The sequence below is a fragment of the Clostridium sp. OM05-9 genome (assembly GCF_003481465.1).
Classification (GTDB): Bacteria; Bacillota; Clostridia; order Lachnospirales; family Lachnospiraceae; genus Coprococcus; species Coprococcus ammoniilyticus.
The window spans coordinates 152,049-173,312 of sequence record NZ_QULF01000003.1; the positions used below are offsets into that span (position 1 = coordinate 152,049).

A 21,264-nucleotide genomic window follows, 5' to 3' on the forward strand; every position below is an offset into this window, starting at 1 on the left:
TTTGACATTTTGTTTCAGGTAAGACAGCCAAGAGTATTCTGGTTTCCTGTGGTGCGAGACTTGCACCATTTGACATCAAGGAAGTCAGGGAGATAACAGCATATGATGAACTCGACTTAGGGGACATCGGTAGAAGAAAGATAGCATTGTTTGTCATTATTTCGGATACAGATGATTCCCTTAATTTTTTGGTATCAATCATGTACACACAGCTTTTCAATCTGCTCTGTACGATTGCAGACGATGAATACCATGGAAAGCTCCCGGTACATGTTAGGTGTATCTTAGACGAGTTCACAAACATCGGACAGATTCCGAAGTTTGACAAGCTGATTGCAACCATACGAAGCAGAGAGATATCGGCTTCCATTATCCTACAGTCTAAGGCACAGTTAAAGTCAATTTATAAGGATAACGCAGAGACGATCGAGGGTAACTGCGATACATTTCTGTTTTTAGGTGGCAAGGAAAAGTCAACATTAAAAGATCTGTCGGAAGTGCTGGGTAAGGAAACTATTGACACATACAACACATCTGATACCAGAGGAACATCTCAGTCCTATGGTCTGAACTATCAGAAACTTGGACGAGAGCTTATGAGCCAAGACCGCCTGGCTCTTATGGATGGCGGCAAATGTATATTGCAGGTGCGTGGAGTAAGACCGTTCTTTTCAGATAAGGTTGATATAACCGCACACGAGATGTACAAAGAGCTTTCGGATTTTGACAAGAAAAATCAATTTGATATTGAGAAATATGTTTCCGAATATGGCAGACCGAAGTTTTCCAAGAAGGATAAGTTCATAGAACTTGACCTTACCGGAGTGAAGTATCCGGATGATCTGGTGAACTTTGCCATAGAGGAAGCCGGGATGATGAAGAAAGCAGAGCAAAACGAAGCAGCGGCTTTACAGTAAAAAGAATAAATGAGGGGAGAATCCTTCATGTGTGTATTTGCCGCTGCTCCTGATCTATCACCACAATAGACCGCTCTTATTATATCACGGAGGGTCGAAAAATAAGAGATTAAAAGGAGATTATTTATTATGAATTTACTTATGAATTATGCCATGACTGCCATGTCAGGCTCTAACTTACTTTCAAGTGTTGCGTCATTTTTTGCTTCACACAAGCTGCTTGCAAACCTGCTTATCCTGCTTGACTATACATCGTTCCTTACAAGCGGTGTATCAGCACTCAAGGTCGTTATCATTGCAGTAGGCGGTGGTCTTGCAGTTCTTGGCGTTGTAAATCTGCTTGAAGGTTATGGTAATGATAACCCGGGTGCAAATGCTCATGTGCGGTAAAGTAACACACAAAAATTTGATAGACAACCGCCCATTATTCCGTTACTATTCTTCAATATGGATTGAGAAAACCTCTCTGATACAGTATAATAAAGTGTCAGGGAGGTATCTCTATGAAGGAAAAAATACTAATCATTGAAGATGATTTTACGATACAAACACAGCTTAAAACTCTTTTGTCTGGGAATGGATATGAAGTATTTGCAGTTACGGATTTTTCCCAAACAATAGAGCAGTTAAAAGAAGCTGCGCCACATCTGGTTATTCTGGATATAAAACTTCCGGGGAATAACGGTTTTGAAATATGCTCGGGGATTCGCACCTTTTCAGATATTCCGATTGTATTTGTAACAAGCAGTAATACAGATATGGACGAACTGAACAGCATTATGCTGGGTGGAGATGCGTTTATCACAAAGCCTTATAATCCCGCTATTCTTCTTGCTAAAATTGCTGCATTGTTAAAGAAAGCCTACCGTTCCCCTCAAACAGAAATTTATATGTGGAGAGAAGCTACCCTGCATTTGGAGAGTAGCATGATAGAGTACAAAGGACAGAAAGCAGAATTGACAAAGAATGAATTGAAAATCCTCTACTACCTTTTTAAGAACGCTGGAAAAATCTGTTCCAGAAATGATATTGTGGATTTTCTTTGGGATAATCAGCTTTATGTTGATGATAATGCCCTAAGTGTCAATATTACCCGCATTCGTGACAAACTGGCAACAATCGGACTTGTAGATTTCATTAAAACAAAACACAGGCAAGGATATACATTATGAGTGGAAAACAATATTTGAAAAATCAACTCCCCGTTATTTTAATCAATCTGTTGGGTATGCTTGCCCTTGCCTTGTTCTTAATTGCAAGCGATAATCCTATCCAAACATTCCTGTTTATTCTTGCGGTCTGGTCGATTGTCCTTGTTTTATCTTTGCTGGCATTTTATTTCTCACGAAAAAAATATCTGAATAAATTGCTCAATATGACGGAGCAATTAGAAGAACGATATTTATTGCCGGAAATCATGCAAGTGCCGGAAAGGGCTGATGAACAGGTTTTTTACCAGATTATGAAAATGGCTGAAAAATCTATGTTGGAACGGATTGGCGAAGTACAGAGGGAACGCAGGGAATATAAAGAATACATTGAACAATGGATACACGAAGTAAAAACACCAATTACAGCCATGAAGCTGCTGTGTGAGAATAACCGTTCTCCCTTTTCCAGAGAGGTATTGGCAGAGTTAGAGAATATCAATCAATATACAGAACAGGCGCTTTACTATGCCAGAAGTGAACACACTGAAAAAGACTATTCTGTCCGTGAAGTCAATTTATGCGATGTTGTGCATAGTGCAATCGCAGATAATAAGTATCTTTTGCGTCAAAGCAATATATCAATTCAGATAGACGATATAGAAACAAAAGTTTACACCGATGAAAAATGGGTGCGGTTCATCTTAAATCAGATTATCGGTAATGCAATCAAATACCATGCAGAGCAGCCTATTTTGCACTTTGGGGCGACAAAAACGAATGACAAGATTGTGCTATCTATCAGCGATAATGGGATAGGTATTCCTAAAAGTGATTTACCCCGTATTTTTGAAAAAGGATTTACAGGTCAGAATGGGCGAACCGGGAAAAATTCTACTGGAATTGGCTTATATCTTTGCAAGCGTCTATGTGATAAACTGGGAATAGGACTTACTGCTTATTCCGAAAACAGAGGAACAACGATTTCACTTATCTTTCAAATGAATGATTTTATTATCGGAGTGCAGGGCTGATAGGTTCTGCACTTCTTACATTTTTGTAAGAACTGTGTAAGAAAACTTGATACAAAAAATGATATACTCCATTTACAATATGGGTATGGAACAGTTAAGGAGGTTTATCCGATGAATACAATTTTGAAGCTGGAGCATATCCAGAAATATTATGGCAATGAGGGAAATATTACCAAAGCCATTAAAGATATTAGTTTTTCTGTGGAAGCCGGAGAATTTCTCGGAATTATGGGTGCGTCCGGTTCTGGAAAGACAACGCTGCTAAACTGTATTTCTACGATTGATACCGTAAGTGCAGGGCATATTTTTTTAGAGGGAACAGATATAACGGAAATCAACCCAAAATCCCTTGCCCGCTTTCGCAGAGAGAATTTAGGTTTTGTATTTCAAGACTTCAATTTGCTGGATACATTGACAATTTCAGAAAACATTGCACTGGCATTAGCAATCAATAAAGTCCCTGCCGGGAGTGTAGAACCCTGCATTTTGGATATAGCCGGAAAGCTGAATATCAGCGATATTCTAAACAAATATCCTTATCAGGTATCGGGCGGTCAAAAACAGCGTTGTGCCTGTGCAAGAGCAATTATCAACAATCCGAAACTCTTATTGGCAGATGAGCCAACAGGAGCATTAGACAGCCATTCCTCACAAATGCTGCTGTCTACCATTCAAAGTATCAATGAACAGCTTAGGGCGACAATTCTTATGGTAACCCATGACGCTTTTACCGCCAGCTATGCCAGCCGTATTCTTTTTTTGAAAGACGGAGAAATCTTTATGGAACTGCGCAAGGGCAACGACAGCAGAAGTGATTTTTTTGATAAAATTCTGAATGTCCTTACCATGATCGGAGGGGGACAGAGCCATGTATGCTAAACTTGTTTTCAGAAATGCAAAACGGTCTGTAAAAGACTATCTGGTCTACATTGTCACAATGACAATCTGTGTTACCTTGTTTTATGCGTTCTTGTCTATTTCCAGTAGTTATTATAGCCCGGATATAGGCAGCGAGTATGATTTTACGCTGTTAAGTGACGGAATGAAAATTGCAATCTGCATGATAACATTACTGTTGTTATTTTTGATACGGTTCGTCAATCATTATATGCTAAGACAGAAGCAAAAGGAGTTTGCTGTCCAGTCCATTATGGGAATGGAACAAAAAACCATTGGCAGGATTTTCTTTGCAGAAACACTGATTATGGGTATGTTTTCCATTTTGATTGGTATTTTTTGCGGTGTATTTTGCTCTCAATTCATTACCGCAATGCTCCTTACTGCTTATGGAAAGCCTTATGAAATCTCATGGACATTATTCCCGGATACCGTTTTGTTGACAGTGGTATTTTTTGTGGCAAGTTTTTTTGTGGTAGGAATTTTCAATACCCGTACCATTCAGAAAACAAAAATTATTGATATGCTTTCCGCAGAGAAAGAGAATGAGCCAGAGCTAAAAAAGAGCCGCTTCATTTCTGTTGTAGTAGTCCTCTTTGAAGTATTTACCGTATGGGGATTGATTACAGGAATACAAAAGGTCTGGTTTTATTATGACCCCCGCTTTGCGTTTTCAGTGCAGCTTATGTTTTGGGAAAATATTCTTTTTCCACTGCTTACTTTGCTGTGGTCGATATTTTGCATAATCAGAAAGAAAAAAAGAGAGTGTTTCATTGCTGGTTTGCTGATATGTTCTGTATTGAACGCTTTTACAGCAGCCAGTGTTGCAGCATTAACAAATAAATATTATCTGCCTTTAGGTGGCGGAACGCTCAATCAATATCTGCTTTTTGTCTTGATTGACTTACTTTTCTTCATTTGTGCCTTCATTTATCTTACCAGTGGTTTGATTGTAGCATGGAAAGAAAAATCGCCGGAACACCGATACCATGAGGAAGCACTTTTCTTTTTCGGGCAGATTACCTCAAAGCTGAATACGACCAGCAATACTATGGCAGTCATTTGTATCACTTTGGCATTAGCAATTTTCATGTTCGTTGCAGCCCCTATTTTGACGGGCTGGTCGTCTGGCTATTTGGATATACGCTCTATGTATGATGTACAGGTATATTCAAAATACAATGATGTTTATGAAGAAGAAAATCTGCCACGGGACAGTTATGAAATCATTACTGATTTTCTGACAGAACATAAAATAGATACAGACTATGATTGCACTTTCAATCTATATCTGCCAGAGAAAGACGATTTTCACAACAGACAGAAATATGATTTTCCGATTGTGGCAATTTCTTTAAGTGATTATAACACCATACGGGAAATGTTGGGTTATGAGCAGATTATTCTGGGAAAAGATGAATTTACAACACAATGGAAAACAATCGCCACCGAGGAAGAACGGGATAGCTTTTTGAAAGAGCATACCAGCATTATGACAGACGCAGGAGAATTGACTCTTTCCGAGCAGTCCTATTATGAGGATCCGATTGGAGAAACAGCATACAATTCCTATACAGATATACTCTATGTACTTCCAGACAGTATTTGTGAAAAGTTGTTGCCCGTAATAAAAAACCGCTATATCACAACAGAAGAAAACATCTCCTATGAAAATGCAAGGGAACTGGAAAAACTTTTTACAGAGGAATACCCAGAGCAAGCAGAAAACGGTGTTATGTATGGAATACGGTTCAGCACATTACAGAGGAATAGTACAATAGCAAATAATTTCGTTTTACGGGCTGCAATGATTTATGGTGCTGTTGTATTGATGATTATATGTCTTACCGTACTTTCCTTGCAACAACTCTTAGACGCAGGACAATATAAATATCGCTTCTCTGTACTCCGAAAATTGGGGGTGGAAGAAAAGCATATCGGAAAACTGATTTTGCAACAATTAAGTGTTTGGTTTGGGCTTCCAATTATCACAGCAATCATTGTAGCTGCTATTGTAATAGCTTACTTTATCCAAACCATATCAGCAGAAATTTCAGCCTATATCGGGTTCGGTGCAGTGATGTTACAAATAGGGGCAACAATGGGGATTTTGGCAATTTTATTGATTTGTTACTTCATAAGTACATGGATTATTTTTAGGCGTTCTGTTAATCCATAGTGAGTGCAATTTATAGCAAACCCAGCCGAGCCAGTCAACGGCAAGTAAATGGGCTACGCCCACCGTTGACAGCCCCGCCTGTCCTTGCTGGTGGGTAATCAAGGGGCGACAGCAAAAAGTGCTGCCGCCCTTTCCCATAATCGAAGAAAGGGGGATTTTCCATGACTGAATACGAAGCCTATCAAGAACATATCCGCTATACCCATGATACCTATTGCCGGATTGTTATTCGCCATGCGTCCTTTGACGCTGCCCGTATGCTGGCAGCGCAGTGGAAACGGGAAATCTCCCTTGAATACTTGACCGAAGAAAAGTTTGTTCCACTAAGCACCATAGATGAGTATTTTCAAGTGCCAGACTATGGCGAAACTTATCCATTCTCCGTCCGGGGGAAGACGATATTTTTAGATAGCTGTTCCCTTGCGGCGGCTCTTGCCGAACTGCCGGAACAGTCGCAGGAGGAAATCTTTTTGTATTACTTCCAGCATTTGAAGCAGAAAGAAATCGGAGAACAAAGCGGCTGGACACGCAGCACAATCGGGCGGCATATCCAGCTTGCCTTGAAGCGGCTGAAAGAAGAAATGGAGGTGCTGTCCCATGAGTAGCCTACTTCTCCCCTATGACACGATAATAAAAGCACATGAGGGCGACCCCATAGCGATACAAGCTGTCCTTGACCGATATGCCGGGTATATCCGCTATTTCTCCAAAATGAACGGCTATTATAATTCTGATATGGAGGACTACATCAGAACAAAGCTGATTGAAAGCCTGTTCAAGTTCCGGCTTGACCGATAACATAAAAACTGAATATCCCGCCGCCCCGCAGCAGCACATGAAGCAGTAAATCCGAAAAAGATTTGCTGCTTTTTTTGCGTCCATTTTTGGCAAATTTCCAAATGTTCCGTATTAGACATTGAAGCTAAAAAGGCTGCCATTTTTTTAGACAGCGGGCAAAACGCAGCTTCCGAAACGCCTTATTGTCGGGAAAGACCGAGCCGCCGGAAAAGTTCTTGCCGGAAAGTCCGTCATTTTTGCTTTTTGCGGTGTTGTAGGGAGTAAGGGGAAGAACGCCAGCCCGCAGCCTTTTATGAAAAAGCTGGTTATAGATTTTCTGAAAAAGTGGCAGTAGGAAGTGAACGGCAGTCCGGCAGTTTTTTAGAGCAAGATTCTACCGCAGTACCAAAATTCGCTTTTCGCTCATTTTGCCCCTGCGGGAATCTTGTTGGGGAGTGCCTTCCCCAAACCCTGCTTATGCGGCTTGCGCCGCTGAAAAATCCCTCAAAATAATTTTTCGGATTTTTCAAAAACAGTTCCGCTTTACACCCTGTTTTTCTCCTATTAGTGAGAGGACACCACGCACAGCCGAAAGGAGGTTTTACCATGCGAAAACGATATAACACGCCGCACCGCAGCCGGGTAGTCAAGACACGCATGACCGAGGAAGAATACGCCGAGTTTGCGGAAAGGCTTTCTGCTTACAACATGAGCCAAGCCGAGTTTATCCGGCAAGCCATAACCGGGGCAGCCATACGCCCCATCATAACCGTTTCCCCCGTCAATGACGAGCTGCTTGCCGCTGTTGGGAAGCTGACCGCCGAATACGGCAGGATCGGCGGCAACTTAAACCAGATAGCCCGGACGCTGAACGAGTGGCACAGCCCCTACCCGCAGCTTGCCGGGGAGGTACGGGCGGCGGTTTCCGACCTTGCTGCCCTAAAGTTTGAAGTCTTGCAGAAAGTGGGTGACGCTGTTGGCAACATTCAAACATATCAGCTCTAAAAATGCGGACTATGGCGCAGCGGAAGCCTATCTCACATTTGAGCATGACGAGTTTACCATGAAGCCCACCCTTGATGAAAACGGGCGGCTGATACCGAGGGAGGATTACCGCATTTCTTCCCTCAACTGCGGGGGCGAGGATTTCGCTGTTGCCTGTATGCGGGCTAATCTCCGCTATGAGAAAAACCAAAAACGGGAAGATGTGAAAAGCCACCACTATATCATCAGCTTTGACCCACGGGACGGGACAGACAACGGCTTGACCGTAGACCGGGCGCAGGAGCTGGGCGAGCAGTTCTGCAAGGAGCATTTTCCCGGACACCAAGCCCTAATCTGCACCCACCCGGACGGGCATAACCACAGCGGCAATATCCATGTGCATATCGTCATCAACTCCCTGCGGATTTATGAAGTCCCGCTTCTGCCCTACATGGACAGACCAGCCGATACACGGGAGGGCTGCAAGCACCGCTGCACCAATGCCGCTATGGAATATTTCAAGAGTGAAGTCATGGAGATGTGCCACCGGGAGGGGCTTTACCAAATCGACCTCCTAAACGGCAGCAAGGAACGGATAACGGAACGGGAATACTGGGCGGCAAAGAAAGGGCAGCTTGCCCTTGATAAAGAGAACGCCACCAGAGAAGCCGCCGGACAGCCGACCAAGCCCACCAAGTTTGAAACGGACAAGGCGAAGCTGCGCCGGACGATACGGCAGGCACTTTCCCAAGCTACCAGCTTTGACGAGTTTTCTTCCCTTTTGCTGCGTGAGGGTGTGACTGTCAAGGAGAGCCGGGGGCGGCTTTCCTACCTCACGCCGGACAGGACAAAGCCTATCACAGCCCGGAAGCTGGGGGACGATTTTGACAAGGCTGCTGTCCTTGCCCTGCTTACACAGAACGCCCGCAGAGCCGCCGAACAGACCAAAGCCATACCCGAATACCCTGCCGCAGTTAAAAAGCCGTCACAAGGGGAAAAAACCACAAAAACCACCCCGGCAGACAACACCTTGCAGCGCATGGTTGACCGGGAAGCCAAGCGAGCCGAGGGCAAGGGCGTGGGCTATGACCGCTGGGCGGCAAAGTACAATCTAAAGCAAATGGCGGCTACCGTTACCGCCTACCAGCAGTACGGCTTTTCTTCCCCGGAGGAACTGGACGAAGCCTGTTCTGCCGCCTATACCGCCATGCGGGAAAGCCTTATAGAGCTGAAGCAGGTGGAAAAGACGCTGGACGGGAAAAAGGAGCTGCAACGGCAGGTGCTTGCCTATTCCAAGACCCGCCCTGTCCGGGACGGGCTGAAACAGCAGAAAAACGCCAAAGCAAAAGCAGCCTACCGACAGAAGCACGAAAGCGACTTTATCATAGCAGACGCAGCCGCCCGTTATTTTAGGGAGAACGGCATTTCCAAGCTGCCAAGCTATAAAGCCCTGCAAGCAGAGATTGAAACCCTTATCAAAGAGAAAAACAGCGGCTACAACGATTACCGGGCAAAACGGGAGGAATACCGCCGCTTACAGACCGTCAAGGGCAATATCGACCAGATTTTACGCCGGGAGCGCAAGCCTGTGAAAAGGCAGGAACAGGAGCGATAAAAACCACCCCAAAATGTACCCGAACCCATACAGAACAAGGGGGCTGCCCCGTACCCTATCCGCAATACCAAAGGATTTTTTAACGGGCTTACAGGGCAGAAAAACCCCGAAAATGATACCGAGATGATACAGAATTATCGCCGATACCGCCACACCAGCGGAAACGGCAGAAAGGAGCGCACCCATGCCAAGAATGAGCAAGAAACGGCGGCTGGAATGGTCCTTTTTCCTGCGGCAAGTAAAAGTCGGGAATACCACCTGCGACCGTATCACATACAACGACCTCTGCCGGGGCTGTACCCATAGCTGCAAGCAGAGCTTCCGGGCGGTTATCATACTCTGCCCCCGCTACTACTCCAAACGCCGGAAAAAGGAGGACAGGGACAATGGCAGATAACCGCAAGTATTACTACCTCAAGCTGAAAGAGAACTTTTTTGACAGCGACTCCATTGTGCTGCTGGAAGATATGAAAGACGGGATTTTATATTCCAATATCCTCTTGAAGCTGTACTTAAAATCGCTGAAAAACGGCGGGAAGTTGCAGCTTGACGAGCATATCCCCTACACAGCGCAGATGATAGCGACACTGACCCGCCACCAGATAGGGACGGTTGAGAGGGCTTTAGAGATTTTCCGGCAGTTGGGGCTTGTGGAGCAGCTTGACAGTGGGGCTTTTTATATGACCGACATTGAGCTGATGATAGGACAGTCCTCTACCGAAGCCGAGAGGAAACGGGCTGCAAGACAGGAAAACAAGGCACTTTTACCGCCCCGGACAAAAGGCGGACATTTGTCCGACATTCGTCCACCAGAGATAGAGTTAGAGAAAGAGATAGAGATAGAAAAAGAGAGAGAGGGAGAAACGGGACACCCCGTCCCCGCCGCTTATGGCAGATACAACAATGTGATACTGACCGATACAGAGCTTTCCGGGCTGAAAACAGAGCTGCCCGACAAGTGGGAGTATTATATTGACCGGCTTTCCTGCCATATCGCTTCCACCGGGAAGCAGTACCACAGCCATGCAGCCACCATTTACAAGTGGGCGCAGGAGGACGCTGCCAAAGGCAAGGCTGCCCCGAAACAGGGCATACCCGATTATTCATGCAAGGAGGGCGAGAGCTTATGAAAAACGAGATTGAAGCTATGATTACGGACATTACAGCCACTACCGCCGAAGCGGAAGACTACACAGGCGAGGACGGGCTTTTATACTGCGGCAAGTGCCATACGCCAAAAGAAGCCTACTTTGCAGAGGGAAAGACCTGTTTCGGGCGTGACCGCCACCCAACAGACTGCGACTGCCAGCGGGCAGCCCGTGAAAAGCAACAAGCCGCCGAAAGCAGACAGAAGCACCTTGAAACAGTGGAGGACTTGAAGCGCCGGGGCTTTACCGACCCCGCTATGCGGAACTGGACATTTGAGCATGACAACGGCAGAAACCCACAGACCGAAACTGCCCGCTTTTATGTGGAGAGCTGGGAAACCATGCAGGCTGAAAATATCGGCTACCTGTTTTGGGGCGGCGTGGGGACAGGAAAAAGCTACCTTGCCGCCTGTATCGCCAACGCCCTTATGGAGAAAGAGGTTGCCGTCTGTATGACAAACTTTGCAACCATACTCAATGACCTTGCCGCCAGCTTTGATGGCAGGAACGAATATATTTCCCGCCTTTGCAGCTACCCCCTGCTGATACTTGATGATTTTGGTATGGAGCGAGGAACAGAATACGGGCTGGAACAGGTTTATAGCGTGATTGACCGCCGTTACCGAAGCGGCAAGCCGCTGATCGCCACGACCAACCTCACGCTGGAGGAATTGCAGCACCCGCAGGACACGCCCCATGCCCGTATCTATGACAGGCTGACTTCCATGTGCGCCCCCGTTCGCTTCACGGGCAGCAATTTCCGAAAGGAAACCGCACAGGAAAAGCTGGAACGCTTAAAGCAACTGATGAAGCAGCGAAAGGAGAGCCTATGACAGAAACCAAACAGACAAGCACCACCAAAACAGACCGCCGCCCGGACTGTGTAACGGAAATCCGCATGGGCAACTCCGTCCTTACCGTTTCCGGCTTCTTCAAGCAGGGCGCAACCGACACCGCAGCCGACAAGATGATGAAAGTGCTGGAAGCGGAAGCTGCTACACAAAAAACGGCGATTTGACCGACCATAAAGAAGCAGATTTGACGCTTTTGCCGCTATACAGACAGCCGCCCCATGTGGTACAATCAAGGTACGGAATAGTGGGGCTGGCTGTCGGAAACGGAGGATTTTATGTTAAGACAGACCAACCAACAACCAATTACCGCCCTTTACCCAAGACTTTCCCATGAGGACGAGCTGCAAGGCGAGAGCAATTCCATTTCCAACCAGAAGCGTATTCTTGAGACCTATGCAAAGCAGAACGGCTTTTCCAATCTGCGCTGGTACACGGACGACGGTTATTCTGGTGCGAACTTTCAAAGACCCGGTTTTCAAGCCATGCTTGCGGACATTGAAGCCGGAAAAGTCGGGACAGTTATCGTAAAGGATATGTCGAGGTTAGGGCGAAACTACCTGCAAGTGGGAATGTACACGGAAATGGTTTTCCCACAGAAAGGCGTCCGCTTCATCGCTATCAATGACGGAGTGGACAGCGCACAGGGCGACAATGACTTTGCCCCGCTGCGGAATATCTTTAACGAATGGCTGGTGAGAGATACGAGCAAGAAAATCAAAGCAGTAAAACGCTCAAAAGGTATGAGTGGCAAGCCAATCACAAGCAAACCTGTGTATGGCTACCTCATGGACGAGGACGAAAATTTCATTATTGACGATGAAGCTGCACCCGTAGTTAAGCAGATATACAACCTCTGCCTTGCCGGGAACGGTCCGACCAAGATAGCCCGTATGCTCACAGAGCAGCAAATCCCCACGCCGGGGACGCTGGAATACCGCAGGACGGGCAGCACCCGCCGCTACCACCCCGGCTATGAGTGCAAGTGGGCGACCAATACCGTTGTGCATATCCTTGAAAACCGGGAATACACAGGCTGCCTGGTAAACTTCAAGACGGAAAAACTCTCTTACAAAGTCAAGCACAGCGTAGAAAACCCGGAGGAAAAGCAAGCGATATTCGAGAACCACCACGAGCCTATCATAGACACCCAAACATGGGAACGGGTGCAGGAGCTTCGCAAGCAGCGCAAACGCCCCAACCGCTATGATGAAGTGGGCTTGTTCTCCGGCATACTGTTCTGTGCAGACTGCGGCAGTGTGATGTATCAGCAGCGATACCAGACGGACAAGCGCAAGCAGGACTGTTATATCTGCGGCAACTACAAGAAACGCACCCATGACTGTACGGCGCACTTTATCCGCACCGACCTCTTGACCGCTGGTGTACTCTCCAATCTGCGGAAAGTGACCAGCTATGCGGCAAAGCATGAAGCCCGGTTTATGAAGCTCTTGATTGAGCAGAACGAGGACGGGGGCAAGCGCAGGAACGCCGCCAAGAAAAAGGAGCTGGAAGCCGCCGAGAAACGCATAGCCGAGTTATCCGCTATCTTCAAGCGGCTGTATGAGGACAGCGTGACCGGGCGCATATCAGACGAGCGTTTCACAGAGCTGTCGGCAGACTATGAAGCAGAACAACGGGAGCTGAAAGAAAGAGCCGCTGCTATCCAAGCGGAGCTTTCCAAAGCACAGGAAGCCACCGTGAACGCAGAAAAGTTTATGAATGTTGTCCGGCGGCATACCAGCTTTGAAGAACTTACCCCTACTCTGCTGCGGGAGTTTGTAGAGAAAATCGTTGTGCATGAGTGCAGCTATGACGAGAACAAGACCCGCAGACAGGACATTGAGATTTATTATTCTTTTGTTGGCAAAGTGGACTTGCCCGAATAACCGCCCGACCTATCCGACACAAGAGCTAAGTGCCGGATAGGAACGGCAAAATTTTTTACACTTCTATTACTTCTTTATCACACATCAGTAAAGTCACAGGGCATGAAGCAGTTTATGGCGGGTGCCGGTGTTATGCTGATTGGTGCGCTTCTTGTACCAAAACTTAAGGACCTTATCCCAGCAAAGGTATTCGTGTTAATGCTGTTGCACCTGGGATTACAGAAACTGATATGATGAAAGCTGTGCCAAAGGAAGTTATCGAACCTATGATTGAAAGAATTCCATTGCGTCGTCTTGGACAGCCAGAAGATATTGCCAATGCGTTTGTGTTTCTTGCTTCAGATGAGGCGAGTTACATTACAGGTGTTATATTAAGTGTAGATGGTATGGCAAGAAGTTAATTTAATGTTGTATGGTGATGTAATCACGGAAAACAAATGAAATTAAGACTATAATAAAGCTACAAAAAGAAAAAGATAAGGAGGACTGTAAAATGTCTGCTATTAATATCAATAAAAATAATTTTGAGAACGAAGTACTGAATTCCGATAAAACCGTTCTTTTAGATTTTTGGGCATCTTGGTGTGCGCCTTGCCGTATGGTAGTACCTATTGTAGAGGAGATTGCAGGTGAGCGTAGGGATATTAAAGTTGGAAAGATTAATGTAGATGAAGAGCCTGAACTGGCAAATAAGTTCAGTATTATGAGCATTCCGACTTTAGTGGTTATGAAGAATGGGAAGATTGTACAGCAGGTTTCAGGGGCGAGATCTAAGAATGCGATTTTAGAAATGCTTTAGAGAGGTGTGCTAATGGGATTTTTTAATTTCTTTAAACAGTCGAATATTAATCAAGGCATAGAAGGATATAAAAGGACTGCTGGTGCAGTTCTGCTGGATGTCCGTACTCCGCAGGAATATCAGGAAGGACATATACCAGAAAGTAAAAATGTGCCGTTGCAGCAACTAGACAATATTGTTTCTGTAGCGAAGAATAAGGATATCCCTCTGTTTGTATACTGTTATTCCGGTTCCCGGAGCCGTCAGGCAACTGGGATGTTGCAACGAATGGGATATTCTAAAGTAAATAATATCGGTGGCATTGCAGCTTACTCAGGAAAGGTGGAAAAATAAGATGAAGGTAATAATCGTAGGAGGTGTAGCAGGAGGAGCTACAGCCGCAGCAAGAATACGCAGACTGGATGAACATGCAGAAATTACTGTGTATGAAAGATCCGGATACATATCCTATGCGAATTGTGGGCTTCCATATTATATTGGAGACGTGATTACAGATCCGGAAGCACTTACACTACAGAAACCAGAGAGTTTTTTTAAACGCTTCCGTATTAACATGAAAATTCATCATGAAGTTATCTCAATACATCCCGAATGTAAAACTGTTTCAGTGAAGAATTTAGAAAACGGTGAAATATTTGAAGAAAACTATGATAAGCTAATCCTATCTCCAGGTGCAAAGCCTACACAGCCGAGACTTCCCGGAGTAGGTATTGATAAACTTTTTACACTTCGTACTGTAGAAGACACTTTTCGGATAAAGGAATATATAAATAAGAATCATCCAAAATCGGCTGTATTGGCAGGTGGCGGTTTTATTGGTCTGGAACTGGCAGAAAATTTGAGGGAGCTTGGCATGGATGTTACGATTGTCCAGGGGCCTAAGCAGCTGATGAACCCTTTTGACCCGGATATGGCATCCATGATCCATAATGAAATGAGAAAGCATGGGATAAAACTGGTACTGGGCTATACAGTAGAAGGATTTAAAGGAAATGACAACGGAGTGGAGGTTCTGTTGAAAGATAATCCATCCCTTCAGGCTGATATGGTAGTTCTGGCAATCGGAGTCACACCAGACACAGTATTAGCAAAAGAAGCCGGTCTGGAACTTGGCATCAAGGAAAGTATTGTAGTGAATGACAGAATGGAAACCTCTGTACCGGATATTTATGCTGCAGGTGATGCAGTTCAGGTAAAACATTATGTTACGGGTAATGATGCGCTGATTTCTTTGGCAGGACCGGCCAATAAACAGGGCAGAATCATCGCTGATAATATTTGTGGCGGTGATAGTCGTTACCTGGGCAGTCAGGGAAGCTCCGTTATAAAAGTGTTTGATATGATAGCAGCCACTACAGGTATCAATGAAACCAATGCCAAAAAGTCAGGATTAGAGGTAGATACAGTAATTCTTTCTCCTATGAGTCATGCCGGTTACTATCCTGGTGGAAAAGTGATGACCATGAAGGTGGTTTTTGAAAAAGAAAGCTATCGTTTGCTTGGCGCTCAGATTATTGGATATGAAGGAGTTGATAAACGTATTGATGTGCTGGCAACAGCAATTCATGCGGGGCTGAATGCAACCCAGTTGAAAGATCTGGATCTGGCATATGCACCACCTTATTCTTCTGCTAAGGATCCGGTAAACATGGCTGGATTTATGATAGACAATATTGCAAAAGGGACATTAAAGCAATGGCATTTGGAAGATATGGACAAGATTTCTAAAGATAAAGATGTGGAGTTGCTAGATGTGAGAACTGTAGGTGAATTCAGCAGGGGGCATATAGATGGATTCAAAAACATACCTGTAGATGAACTGAGAGAACGAATTAGTGAAATTGAGAAAGGAAAGCCTGTGTATCTGATATGCCAGAGTGGTCTGCGCAGTTATATTGCGAGCCGTATTCTGGAAGGAAACGGTTATGAAACGTATAATTTCTCTGGCGGATTCCGATTCTATGATGCAGTGGTCAATGACCGTGCGCTGATTGAAAGGGCATATGCATGTGGTATGGATTATTAAAAAATAATCACGATATTTTTATAATTTTCTTATAGCATAAAAAGATCCCCCATTTATTAGAATGACTTTCATAATTCTGATAAATGGAGGATTCTTCTTTATATGTTATAGAAAAACAGTTTTATGACCTTTGGAGTGTTTCCAGTCTTTTTGGATCAAGGATTGTGATTTTGCCCCGGGAGAGTTTGACGAGACCCTCGCCTTGAAAGTATCGAAGCATTCGAGTGATAACTTCCCTGTGGGAACCAAGATGGTTGGCGATAGTTTCGTGAGTGATTTTCAATTCATTTGTTTCTTCGATAGAGGTCTCTTCTAAAAGAAATGAAGCAACACGCTTATCCAAACTTTTCCACATGATTTGTTCAATCAGCCACATGACATCAGAAAAACGGGTAGCCATTAACTCATTGGTATAGTTTGCGACAGGAGCAGATTCATTCATGATGCCCTTATAGATTTCAGCAGGGATGATCCAAAGATCAGTATCTTTTTCTGCCTCAATGGTTACTTCAAATTGAATGGATCGTATGATACATGAGGCAGATAAAAGACATATATCCATATCGAACAGACGGTAGAGAGTAATCTCTCGTCCTTCATCTGATAATATATAAGTTCGAAGCTGCCCGGATTTAACCAGTAATAATCCGGTACAATCCATGTTCCCGTTGTGAATGATTGTTCCTTTTTTCACATGCTGTGTGATCAAATTGTCTGAAATTAGTTTTTTCTGTGCTGTATTTAAGTCATTCCATAGTGGAAAATAATTTTCGAAGCTCATAATAGTTATCTCCTTTATGAACATAGTATACTTGCTTTTTTAAGATGCGTCAATCGAATAATTGACATATGCCCTTTATAGGACTATTATATAAGAAAAGCCAGAAAGGAGCAATTTCATGCCGAGACCAGTAAAATGCAGAAAAGTCTGCCATTTCCCAAATGTTTTAGAATTCCTTCCGGCAGATGATACTGAGAAAAAAATGCCCATTGTTCTGACGGTAGATGAGTACGAGACAATCCGTCTTTTGGACAAGAAAGGTTACAGTCAGGAGCAGTGTGCGGAATCTATGCAGATCGCAAGAACGACGGTCCAACGGATTTACGAGATTGCCAGAAAGAAAATAGCAGATGCTCTCATTGATGGACATCCGCTTAAAATTGAGGGTGGGGATTTCATAATCTGTGACGGCCAGAGCAGCGACTGTAGCTTTGGAGGATGTTACAATCATGAGATTTATCAAAAATATGCAGTAGAAAAAGGAGAAGGTATCATGAGAATAGCAGTAACATATGAAAATGGACAGATTTTCCAACACTTTGGACACACAGAGACATTTAAGATTTACGATGTAGAGGAAGGAAAAGTGCTACATTCAGAAGTAGTAGATGCGAATGGAAGCGGACATGGTGCATTGGCAGGAGTTCTTAATGCATTAAATGCCGATGTTTTGATCTGCGGCGGAATCGGAGGAGGTGCTCAGACTGCGTTAGCGGCAGCGGGTATTAAGCTTTTTGGCGGAGTTTCAGGAGATGCGGATAAAGCAGTAGAAGCTTTTATCAATGATACGCTTGATTATAATTCGGATGTGAAGTGTTCTCACCATGAGCACAACCATGAGGAAGGACATACGTGTGGTGAGCATGGATGCGGAAGCCATAGCTGTCATTAAGAAGAAAAAAATACAACACGAAAGGATGCGTCAAGGTAATGCCAGAATTATCGTGATACATCCTTTTGTATTTGGAATGATTATTTTTCTTTCACTACTTGTCGAAAGTAATGGATGGAATGTACAATATTGTTAATGATCCAGAGATATTTATTTTGGAAACAGCTTAATCAATTTGGAGGTATAAAATGAAAGCACATAAATATTGGTCAATCGGAGCAATAGTTACAATGGTTGGAACTTTTTATACAGGATATAAAGGGTTAAAAGCAGCACACAAATACTTTGCATTTGGCTCTCTGATATGCTTGATTATGGCAGTCTATTCTGGTCATAAAATGATTTCTGGCAATAAGAGGACAAGAAAACAGATGGGAATGAAAGAAGTGGAGGAATAAAATATGTTAGAAGTAGGAAAAAAAGCACCGGACTTTGAATTGCCGGATCAGAATGGAGAAATGCATAAATTAAGCGATTATGCAGGAAAAAAAGTGATCCTATATTTTTATCCAAAGGATAATACACCAGGATGTACGAAGCAGGCATGTGGCTTTTCTGAGCGTTATCCACAGTTTAATGAGAAGGGAGCTGTTATTCTCGGAGTGAGCAAGGACTCTGTAGCGTCTCACAAGAGATTTGAAGAAAAATACGGACTGGCATTTACGCTATTAGCAGACCCGGATCGTAAAGTTATTGAAGCATATGATGTCTGGAAAGAAAAGAAAAATTATGGAAAAGTATCTATGGGTGTAGTAAGAACTACTTATCTTATTGATGAGCAGGGAATCATTATAAAGGCAAATGATAAAGTCAAGGCGGCAGATGATCCTGAAAATATGCTTAAGGAATTGGCATAATGAAGATTATTTTATCACCTGCAAAAAAGATGATAGTAGATACCGATAACTTAGCACCGGTTGGACTGCCTGTCTATATTGATAAGACAGCAGAAGTATTAAACTGGATGAAAAGCAAATCAAAAGAAGAACTGAAAGCTATCTGGAAATGTAATGACAAGATTGCAGAGCAGAACTTTAACAGATTGGAAAATATGAATCTTTATAACGGGCTTACTCCGGCTGTTTTAGCATATGAAGGGATTGCATTTCAATATATGGCACCATCTGTGTTTGAAATCCAGCAGTTTGAGTATTTGCAAAATCATTTAAGAATCTTGTCTGCGTTTTATGGCATTTTAAAACCAATGGATGGTGTGACTCCTTATCGTCTTGAAATGCAGGCAAAGGTTGGAATTGGAGATGCAAAAAATCTGTATGAGTACTGGGGAGAATTGTTATACCGCTCAGTAATCGATGACAGTAGGATTATCATTAATCTTGCATCAAAAGAATACTCAAAATGTATAGAAAAGTATCTGACACCACAGGACAGATATATTACGGTTGTATTTTGTGAGTTATCCGGAGATAAATTGGTAACAAAAGGTACCTATGCCAAGATGGCTCGTGGTGAAATGGTCAGATTCATAGCGGAAAATAATATTGAAAATCTGGTGGAGATTCAGAAATTTGACAGACTCGGATACTCGTTTAGGTCTGATTTATCTTCAGATTCAGAATATGTATTTGAACGCAAAATAAAATAGTTATTCAGCTAAAAGATGTTCAGTTTGGCAGCTTTTATAATAATGAGAATTATTACTATTTTTATTGACAACAGGATGATAGTGACATATAATCCTTATTGAGAACTAATCCTAATAAGGAGGATGAATGACAAGAAGGAGAAATACCATTCAAAAAGATCTCGTAAGAAATACCGTATACGAAATGAGAAGACACGTTACGGCAAATGAAGTGTATGAATTTATAAAAGAAGCATATCCATCAATTGGAAAAGGAACTGTATATAGAAATCTTGATATATTGGTAGAGGAAGGTGCATTAAGAAAGGTTGAAGTTCTGAATGGACCGAACCGATTTGATTTTACATTGAAAAATCATTACCATGTAAGATGTATAAAGTGCGGTGAAATTTTTGATGTGGATATGGATCAAATACCGGATTTGCTGGAAAGAATTCATAACACTCATGGAATTGAATTTGTGGATTACGATATTTCATTTAAAGGCATTTGCCCGAAATGCAGGGAGAAGGTAAAGGAGGAACAGCATGGATAGGAAAGCAATGTATAAGTTGAGTTATGGACTGTTTATATTGACCGCTAAAGAAGCAGAAAAAGATAACGGATGCATCATTAATACAGCCATTCAGGCAGCTTCGGAACCAAACCAGCTAAGTATCTGTGTAAATAAGTCAAATTATACGCATGATATGATTCAAAGAACCGGAAAATTTACTGTATCAGTCTTAAGTCAGAAGGCACAATTTGAATTGTTCAAACATTTTGGCTTCCAATCAGGAAGAGATACCAATAAGTTTGAAACATTTGAGCAGTGTGCCAGGGGCACGAATGGTATTTATTATATTACAGAAGGTACAAATGCATACATTTCTGTGACAGTTACTAAAACAGAGGACTTGGGTTCACATACGATGTTTATTGGTGAGATAACCGATATGGAAGTTTTAAGCAATGTTCCTTCAGTAACATATGATTATTATCAGAATAATATTAAGCCTAAGCCACAGGAGGTTGGAAAAACAGAGGATGGTCAGACAATATGGCGTTGCAGAATTTGCGGATATGAATATGTAGGCGAGAAATTACCGGATGACTTTATATGTCCTTTGTGCAAGCACCCGGCATCAGATTTTGAAAAAGTAGTAAAGAAAACGGAGGTAAAAGAGATGGCAGAAAACAAATATGCAGGAACACAGACAGAGAAGAATTTACAGGAGGCATTTGCAGGGGAATCACAGGCAAGAAATAAGTATACCTATTTTGCATCTGTAGCGAAAAAGGAAGGTTACGAGCAGATGTCAGCATTGTTTTTAAAGACTGCAGATAATGAGAAAGAACATGCAAAGATGTGGTTCAAGGAATTAGCAGGAATTGGTGATACAAAGGAAAACCTGGCGGCAGCGGCAGAAGGCGAAAATTATGAGTGGACAGATATGTATAATGGCTTTGCTAAAACAGCTGAGGAAGAAGGATTCCCTGAGCTTGCAGCAAAATTCAGGGCAGTAGGTGAGATTGAGAAGCACCATGAGGAAAGATATCGTGCACTTCTTAAGAATATTGAAACTGCACAAGTATTTGAAAAGAGCGAAGTTAAGGTATGGGAATGCCGTAACTGCGGACATATTGTGGTAGGAACTAAGGCACCTGAAGTATGTCCGGTATGTAATCATCCACAGAGCTATTTTGAAGTACATGAAGAGAATTATTAAGGAGATGAGATT

25 protein-coding genes and 2 pseudogenes are annotated in these 21,264 nt (G+C 43.3%); 26 read left to right on the forward strand and 1 reads right to left on the reverse strand.

The window, feature by feature from the left end:
* Positions 1–14: 14 nt before the first annotated feature.
* From DXB77_RS06150 to DXB77_RS06255, 20 genes and pseudogenes are all read left to right on the forward strand, one after another.
* Positions 15–917 (forward strand): annotated as a pseudogene (locus DXB77_RS06150) (TraM recognition domain-containing protein); the annotation flags it as partial.
* Positions 918–1,046: 129 nt separating this feature from the next.
* On the forward strand, positions 1,047–1,307 hold the full coding sequence (locus tag DXB77_RS06155) for a Maff2 family mobile element protein (protein WP_008402226.1): 261 nt from the start codon (positions 1,047–1,049) through the stop codon (positions 1,305–1,307).
* 113 nt (positions 1,308–1,420) lie between these two features.
* Positions 1,421–2,089, forward strand: coding sequence for a response regulator transcription factor (locus tag DXB77_RS06160; protein ID WP_118098757.1), 669 nt, complete (start codon positions 1,421–1,423; stop codon positions 2,087–2,089).
* On the forward strand, positions 2,086–3,099 hold the full coding sequence (locus DXB77_RS06165) for a sensor histidine kinase (RefSeq protein WP_118662839.1): 1,014 nt from the start codon (positions 2,086–2,088) through the stop codon (positions 3,097–3,099). Before DXB77_RS06160 ends, DXB77_RS06165 begins: the two co-directional genes overlap by 4 nt.
* 111 nt (positions 3,100–3,210) lie before the next feature.
* Entirely contained in the window at positions 3,211–3,978 is a 768-nt protein-coding gene (locus tag DXB77_RS06170) for an ABC transporter ATP-binding protein (RefSeq protein ID WP_118098759.1), read from the forward strand.
* Positions 3,968–6,175 carry an ABC transporter permease gene (locus DXB77_RS06175; protein WP_118575385.1) on the forward strand — a complete coding sequence of 736 codons (2,208 nt, stop codon included), beginning with the start codon at positions 3,968–3,970 and terminating at the stop codon, positions 6,173–6,175. The genes DXB77_RS06170 and DXB77_RS06175 overlap by 11 nt, the downstream gene beginning before the upstream one ends.
* A 161-nt stretch (positions 6,176–6,336) precedes the next feature.
* Positions 6,337–6,780 carry a sigma-70 family RNA polymerase sigma factor gene (locus DXB77_RS06180; RefSeq protein WP_118592188.1) on the forward strand — a complete coding sequence of 148 codons (444 nt, stop codon included), beginning with the start codon at positions 6,337–6,339 and terminating at the stop codon, positions 6,778–6,780.
* On the forward strand, positions 6,773–6,973 hold the full coding sequence (locus DXB77_RS06185) for a helix-turn-helix domain-containing protein (protein WP_015536790.1): 201 nt from the start codon (positions 6,773–6,775) through the stop codon (positions 6,971–6,973). The genes DXB77_RS06180 and DXB77_RS06185 overlap by 8 nt, the downstream gene beginning before the upstream one ends.
* A 585-nt stretch (positions 6,974–7,558) precedes the next feature.
* The gene (locus tag DXB77_RS06195) at positions 7,559–7,957 is read left to right on the forward strand and encodes a plasmid mobilization relaxosome protein MobC (protein ID WP_002569238.1); all 399 of its coding nucleotides are present in this window, start codon (positions 7,559–7,561) and stop codon (positions 7,955–7,957) included.
* Positions 7,929–9,551 (forward strand): relaxase/mobilization nuclease domain-containing protein, encoded by a 1,623-nt coding sequence (locus tag DXB77_RS06200; protein WP_118662840.1) that lies wholly within the window; start codon positions 7,929–7,931, stop codon positions 9,549–9,551. The genes DXB77_RS06195 and DXB77_RS06200 overlap by 29 nt, the downstream gene beginning before the upstream one ends.
* Before the next feature lie 184 nt (positions 9,552–9,735).
* A complete protein-coding gene (locus DXB77_RS06210; RefSeq protein WP_005927784.1) occupies positions 9,736–9,948 on the forward strand; it encodes a hypothetical protein in 213 nt (70 codons plus the stop codon).
* Positions 9,938–10,681 carry a phage replisome organizer N-terminal domain-containing protein gene (locus tag DXB77_RS06215; RefSeq protein ID WP_118592189.1) on the forward strand — a complete coding sequence of 248 codons (744 nt, stop codon included), beginning with the start codon at positions 9,938–9,940 and terminating at the stop codon, positions 10,679–10,681. The genes DXB77_RS06210 and DXB77_RS06215 overlap by 11 nt, the downstream gene beginning before the upstream one ends.
* On the forward strand, positions 10,678–11,532 hold the full coding sequence (locus DXB77_RS06220; RefSeq protein ID WP_118662841.1) for an ATP-binding protein: 855 nt from the start codon (positions 10,678–10,680) through the stop codon (positions 11,530–11,532). The genes DXB77_RS06215 and DXB77_RS06220 overlap by 4 nt, the downstream gene beginning before the upstream one ends.
* Positions 11,529–11,717: a transposon-encoded TnpW family protein gene (locus DXB77_RS06225; protein WP_002569233.1), complete on the forward strand. Its 189-nt coding sequence runs from the start codon at positions 11,529–11,531 to the stop codon at positions 11,715–11,717. The genes DXB77_RS06220 and DXB77_RS06225 overlap by 4 nt, the downstream gene beginning before the upstream one ends.
* Before the next feature lie 111 nt (positions 11,718–11,828).
* Complete coding sequence (locus DXB77_RS06230; RefSeq protein WP_118097225.1) at positions 11,829–13,439, forward strand: recombinase family protein; 1,611 nt, start codon at positions 11,829–11,831, stop codon at positions 13,437–13,439.
* A gap of 114 nt (positions 13,440–13,553) precedes the next feature.
* On the forward strand, positions 13,554–13,673 hold the full coding sequence (locus DXB77_RS13445) for a hypothetical protein (RefSeq protein ID WP_347475348.1): 120 nt from the start codon (positions 13,554–13,556) through the stop codon (positions 13,671–13,673).
* Positions 13,622–13,840: pseudogene (locus tag DXB77_RS06240) on the forward strand (SDR family oxidoreductase); the annotation flags it as partial. The gene DXB77_RS13445 and the pseudogene DXB77_RS06240, both read left to right, overlap by 52 nt.
* A 92-nt stretch (positions 13,841–13,932) precedes the next feature.
* Positions 13,933–14,238: a thioredoxin gene (trxA, locus tag DXB77_RS06245; RefSeq protein WP_008402246.1), complete on the forward strand. Its 306-nt coding sequence runs from the start codon at positions 13,933–13,935 to the stop codon at positions 14,236–14,238.
* Between the two features lie 12 nt (positions 14,239–14,250).
* Positions 14,251–14,571 (forward strand): rhodanese-like domain-containing protein, encoded by a 321-nt coding sequence (locus DXB77_RS06250; protein ID WP_008402247.1) that lies wholly within the window; start codon positions 14,251–14,253, stop codon positions 14,569–14,571.
* 1 nt (position 14,572) lies between these two features.
* On the forward strand, positions 14,573–16,264 hold the full coding sequence (locus DXB77_RS06255) for an FAD-dependent oxidoreductase (RefSeq protein ID WP_118662843.1): 1,692 nt from the start codon (positions 14,573–14,575) through the stop codon (positions 16,262–16,264).
* Between the two features lie 121 nt (positions 16,265–16,385).
* On the opposite strand, the gene DXB77_RS06260 is transcribed toward DXB77_RS06255, so the two are convergent.
* The gene (locus tag DXB77_RS06260; RefSeq protein WP_226801021.1) at positions 16,386–17,045 is read right to left on the reverse strand and encodes a Crp/Fnr family transcriptional regulator; all 660 of its coding nucleotides are present in this window, start codon (positions 17,043–17,045) and stop codon (positions 16,386–16,388) included.
* A 118-nt stretch (positions 17,046–17,163) separates the two neighbouring features.
* On the opposite strand from DXB77_RS06260, the gene DXB77_RS06265 reads away from it, so the two are divergent.
* From DXB77_RS06265 to rbr, 6 genes are all read left to right on the forward strand, one after another.
* Positions 17,164–17,937 (forward strand): DUF134 domain-containing protein, encoded by a 774-nt coding sequence (locus tag DXB77_RS06265; protein ID WP_118662844.1) that lies wholly within the window; start codon positions 17,164–17,166, stop codon positions 17,935–17,937.
* 188 nt (positions 17,938–18,125) lie between these two features.
* Positions 18,126–18,335, forward strand: coding sequence for a DUF6219 family protein (locus tag DXB77_RS06270; RefSeq protein ID WP_008402252.1), 210 nt, complete (start codon positions 18,126–18,128; stop codon positions 18,333–18,335).
* 3 nt (positions 18,336–18,338) lie between these two features.
* Positions 18,339–18,794, forward strand: coding sequence for a thioredoxin-dependent thiol peroxidase (gene bcp, locus DXB77_RS06275; protein WP_008402253.1), 456 nt, complete (start codon positions 18,339–18,341; stop codon positions 18,792–18,794).
* A complete protein-coding gene (yaaA, locus tag DXB77_RS06280) occupies positions 18,794–19,543 on the forward strand; it encodes a peroxide stress protein YaaA (RefSeq protein ID WP_118662845.1) in 750 nt (249 codons plus the stop codon). Before bcp ends, yaaA begins: the two co-directional genes overlap by 1 nt.
* 127 nt (positions 19,544–19,670) lie before the next feature.
* A complete protein-coding gene (locus tag DXB77_RS06285) occupies positions 19,671–20,078 on the forward strand; it encodes a transcriptional repressor (protein WP_008402256.1) in 408 nt (135 codons plus the stop codon).
* Positions 20,071–21,252, forward strand: coding sequence for a rubrerythrin (gene rbr, locus DXB77_RS13375; protein ID WP_118662846.1), 1,182 nt, complete (start codon positions 20,071–20,073; stop codon positions 21,250–21,252). The genes DXB77_RS06285 and rbr overlap by 8 nt, the downstream gene beginning before the upstream one ends.
* The last annotated feature ends 12 nt before the right edge of the window (positions 21,253–21,264 follow it).

What these genes read in the sequence shown, in the direction of transcription:
- trxA (WP_008402246.1), top strand. Translation starts at nt 13,933, where the DNA reads ATGTCTGCTATTAATATCAATAAAAATAATTTTGAGAACGAAGTACTG.
- DXB77_RS06210 (WP_005927784.1), top strand. Translation starts at nt 9,736, where the DNA reads ATGCCAAGAATGAGCAAGAAACGGCGGCTGGAATGGTCCTTTTTCCTG.
- DXB77_RS06180 (WP_118592188.1), top strand. Translation starts at nt 6,337, where the DNA reads ATGACTGAATACGAAGCCTATCAAGAACATATCCGCTATACCCATGAT.
- DXB77_RS06165 (WP_118662839.1), top strand. Translation starts at nt 2,086, where the DNA reads ATGAGTGGAAAACAATATTTGAAAAATCAACTCCCCGTTATTTTAATC.
- rbr (WP_118662846.1), top strand. Translation starts at nt 20,071, where the DNA reads ATGGATAGGAAAGCAATGTATAAGTTGAGTTATGGACTGTTTATATTG.
- DXB77_RS06175 (WP_118575385.1), top strand. Translation starts at nt 3,968, where the DNA reads ATGTATGCTAAACTTGTTTTCAGAAATGCAAAACGGTCTGTAAAAGAC.
- DXB77_RS06230 (WP_118097225.1), top strand. Translation starts at nt 11,829, where the DNA reads ATGTTAAGACAGACCAACCAACAACCAATTACCGCCCTTTACCCAAGA.
- DXB77_RS06215 (WP_118592189.1), top strand. Translation starts at nt 9,938, where the DNA reads ATGGCAGATAACCGCAAGTATTACTACCTCAAGCTGAAAGAGAACTTT.
- DXB77_RS06195 (WP_002569238.1), top strand. Translation starts at nt 7,559, where the DNA reads ATGCGAAAACGATATAACACGCCGCACCGCAGCCGGGTAGTCAAGACA.
- DXB77_RS06270 (WP_008402252.1), top strand. Translation starts at nt 18,126, where the DNA reads ATGAAAGCACATAAATATTGGTCAATCGGAGCAATAGTTACAATGGTT.
- DXB77_RS06250 (WP_008402247.1), top strand. Translation starts at nt 14,251, where the DNA reads ATGGGATTTTTTAATTTCTTTAAACAGTCGAATATTAATCAAGGCATA.
- DXB77_RS06225 (WP_002569233.1), top strand. Translation starts at nt 11,529, where the DNA reads ATGACAGAAACCAAACAGACAAGCACCACCAAAACAGACCGCCGCCCG.
- DXB77_RS06255 (WP_118662843.1), top strand. Translation starts at nt 14,573, where the DNA reads ATGAAGGTAATAATCGTAGGAGGTGTAGCAGGAGGAGCTACAGCCGCA.
- yaaA (WP_118662845.1), top strand. Translation starts at nt 18,794, where the DNA reads ATGAAGATTATTTTATCACCTGCAAAAAAGATGATAGTAGATACCGAT.
- DXB77_RS06160 (WP_118098757.1), top strand. Translation starts at nt 1,421, where the DNA reads ATGAAGGAAAAAATACTAATCATTGAAGATGATTTTACGATACAAACA.
- bcp (WP_008402253.1), top strand. Translation starts at nt 18,339, where the DNA reads ATGTTAGAAGTAGGAAAAAAAGCACCGGACTTTGAATTGCCGGATCAG.
- DXB77_RS06185 (WP_015536790.1), top strand. Translation starts at nt 6,773, where the DNA reads ATGAGTAGCCTACTTCTCCCCTATGACACGATAATAAAAGCACATGAG.
- DXB77_RS06285 (WP_008402256.1), top strand. Translation starts at nt 19,671, where the DNA reads ATGACAAGAAGGAGAAATACCATTCAAAAAGATCTCGTAAGAAATACC.
- DXB77_RS06170 (WP_118098759.1), top strand. Translation starts at nt 3,211, where the DNA reads ATGAATACAATTTTGAAGCTGGAGCATATCCAGAAATATTATGGCAAT.
- DXB77_RS13445 (WP_347475348.1), top strand. Translation starts at nt 13,554, where the DNA reads ATGGCGGGTGCCGGTGTTATGCTGATTGGTGCGCTTCTTGTACCAAAA.
- DXB77_RS06155 (WP_008402226.1), top strand. Translation starts at nt 1,047, where the DNA reads ATGAATTTACTTATGAATTATGCCATGACTGCCATGTCAGGCTCTAAC.
- DXB77_RS06260 (WP_226801021.1), bottom strand. Translation starts at nt 17,045, where the DNA reads ATGAGCTTCGAAAATTATTTTCCACTATGGAATGACTTAAATACAGCA.
- DXB77_RS06265 (WP_118662844.1), top strand. Translation starts at nt 17,164, where the DNA reads ATGCCGAGACCAGTAAAATGCAGAAAAGTCTGCCATTTCCCAAATGTT.
- DXB77_RS06220 (WP_118662841.1), top strand. Translation starts at nt 10,678, where the DNA reads ATGAAAAACGAGATTGAAGCTATGATTACGGACATTACAGCCACTACC.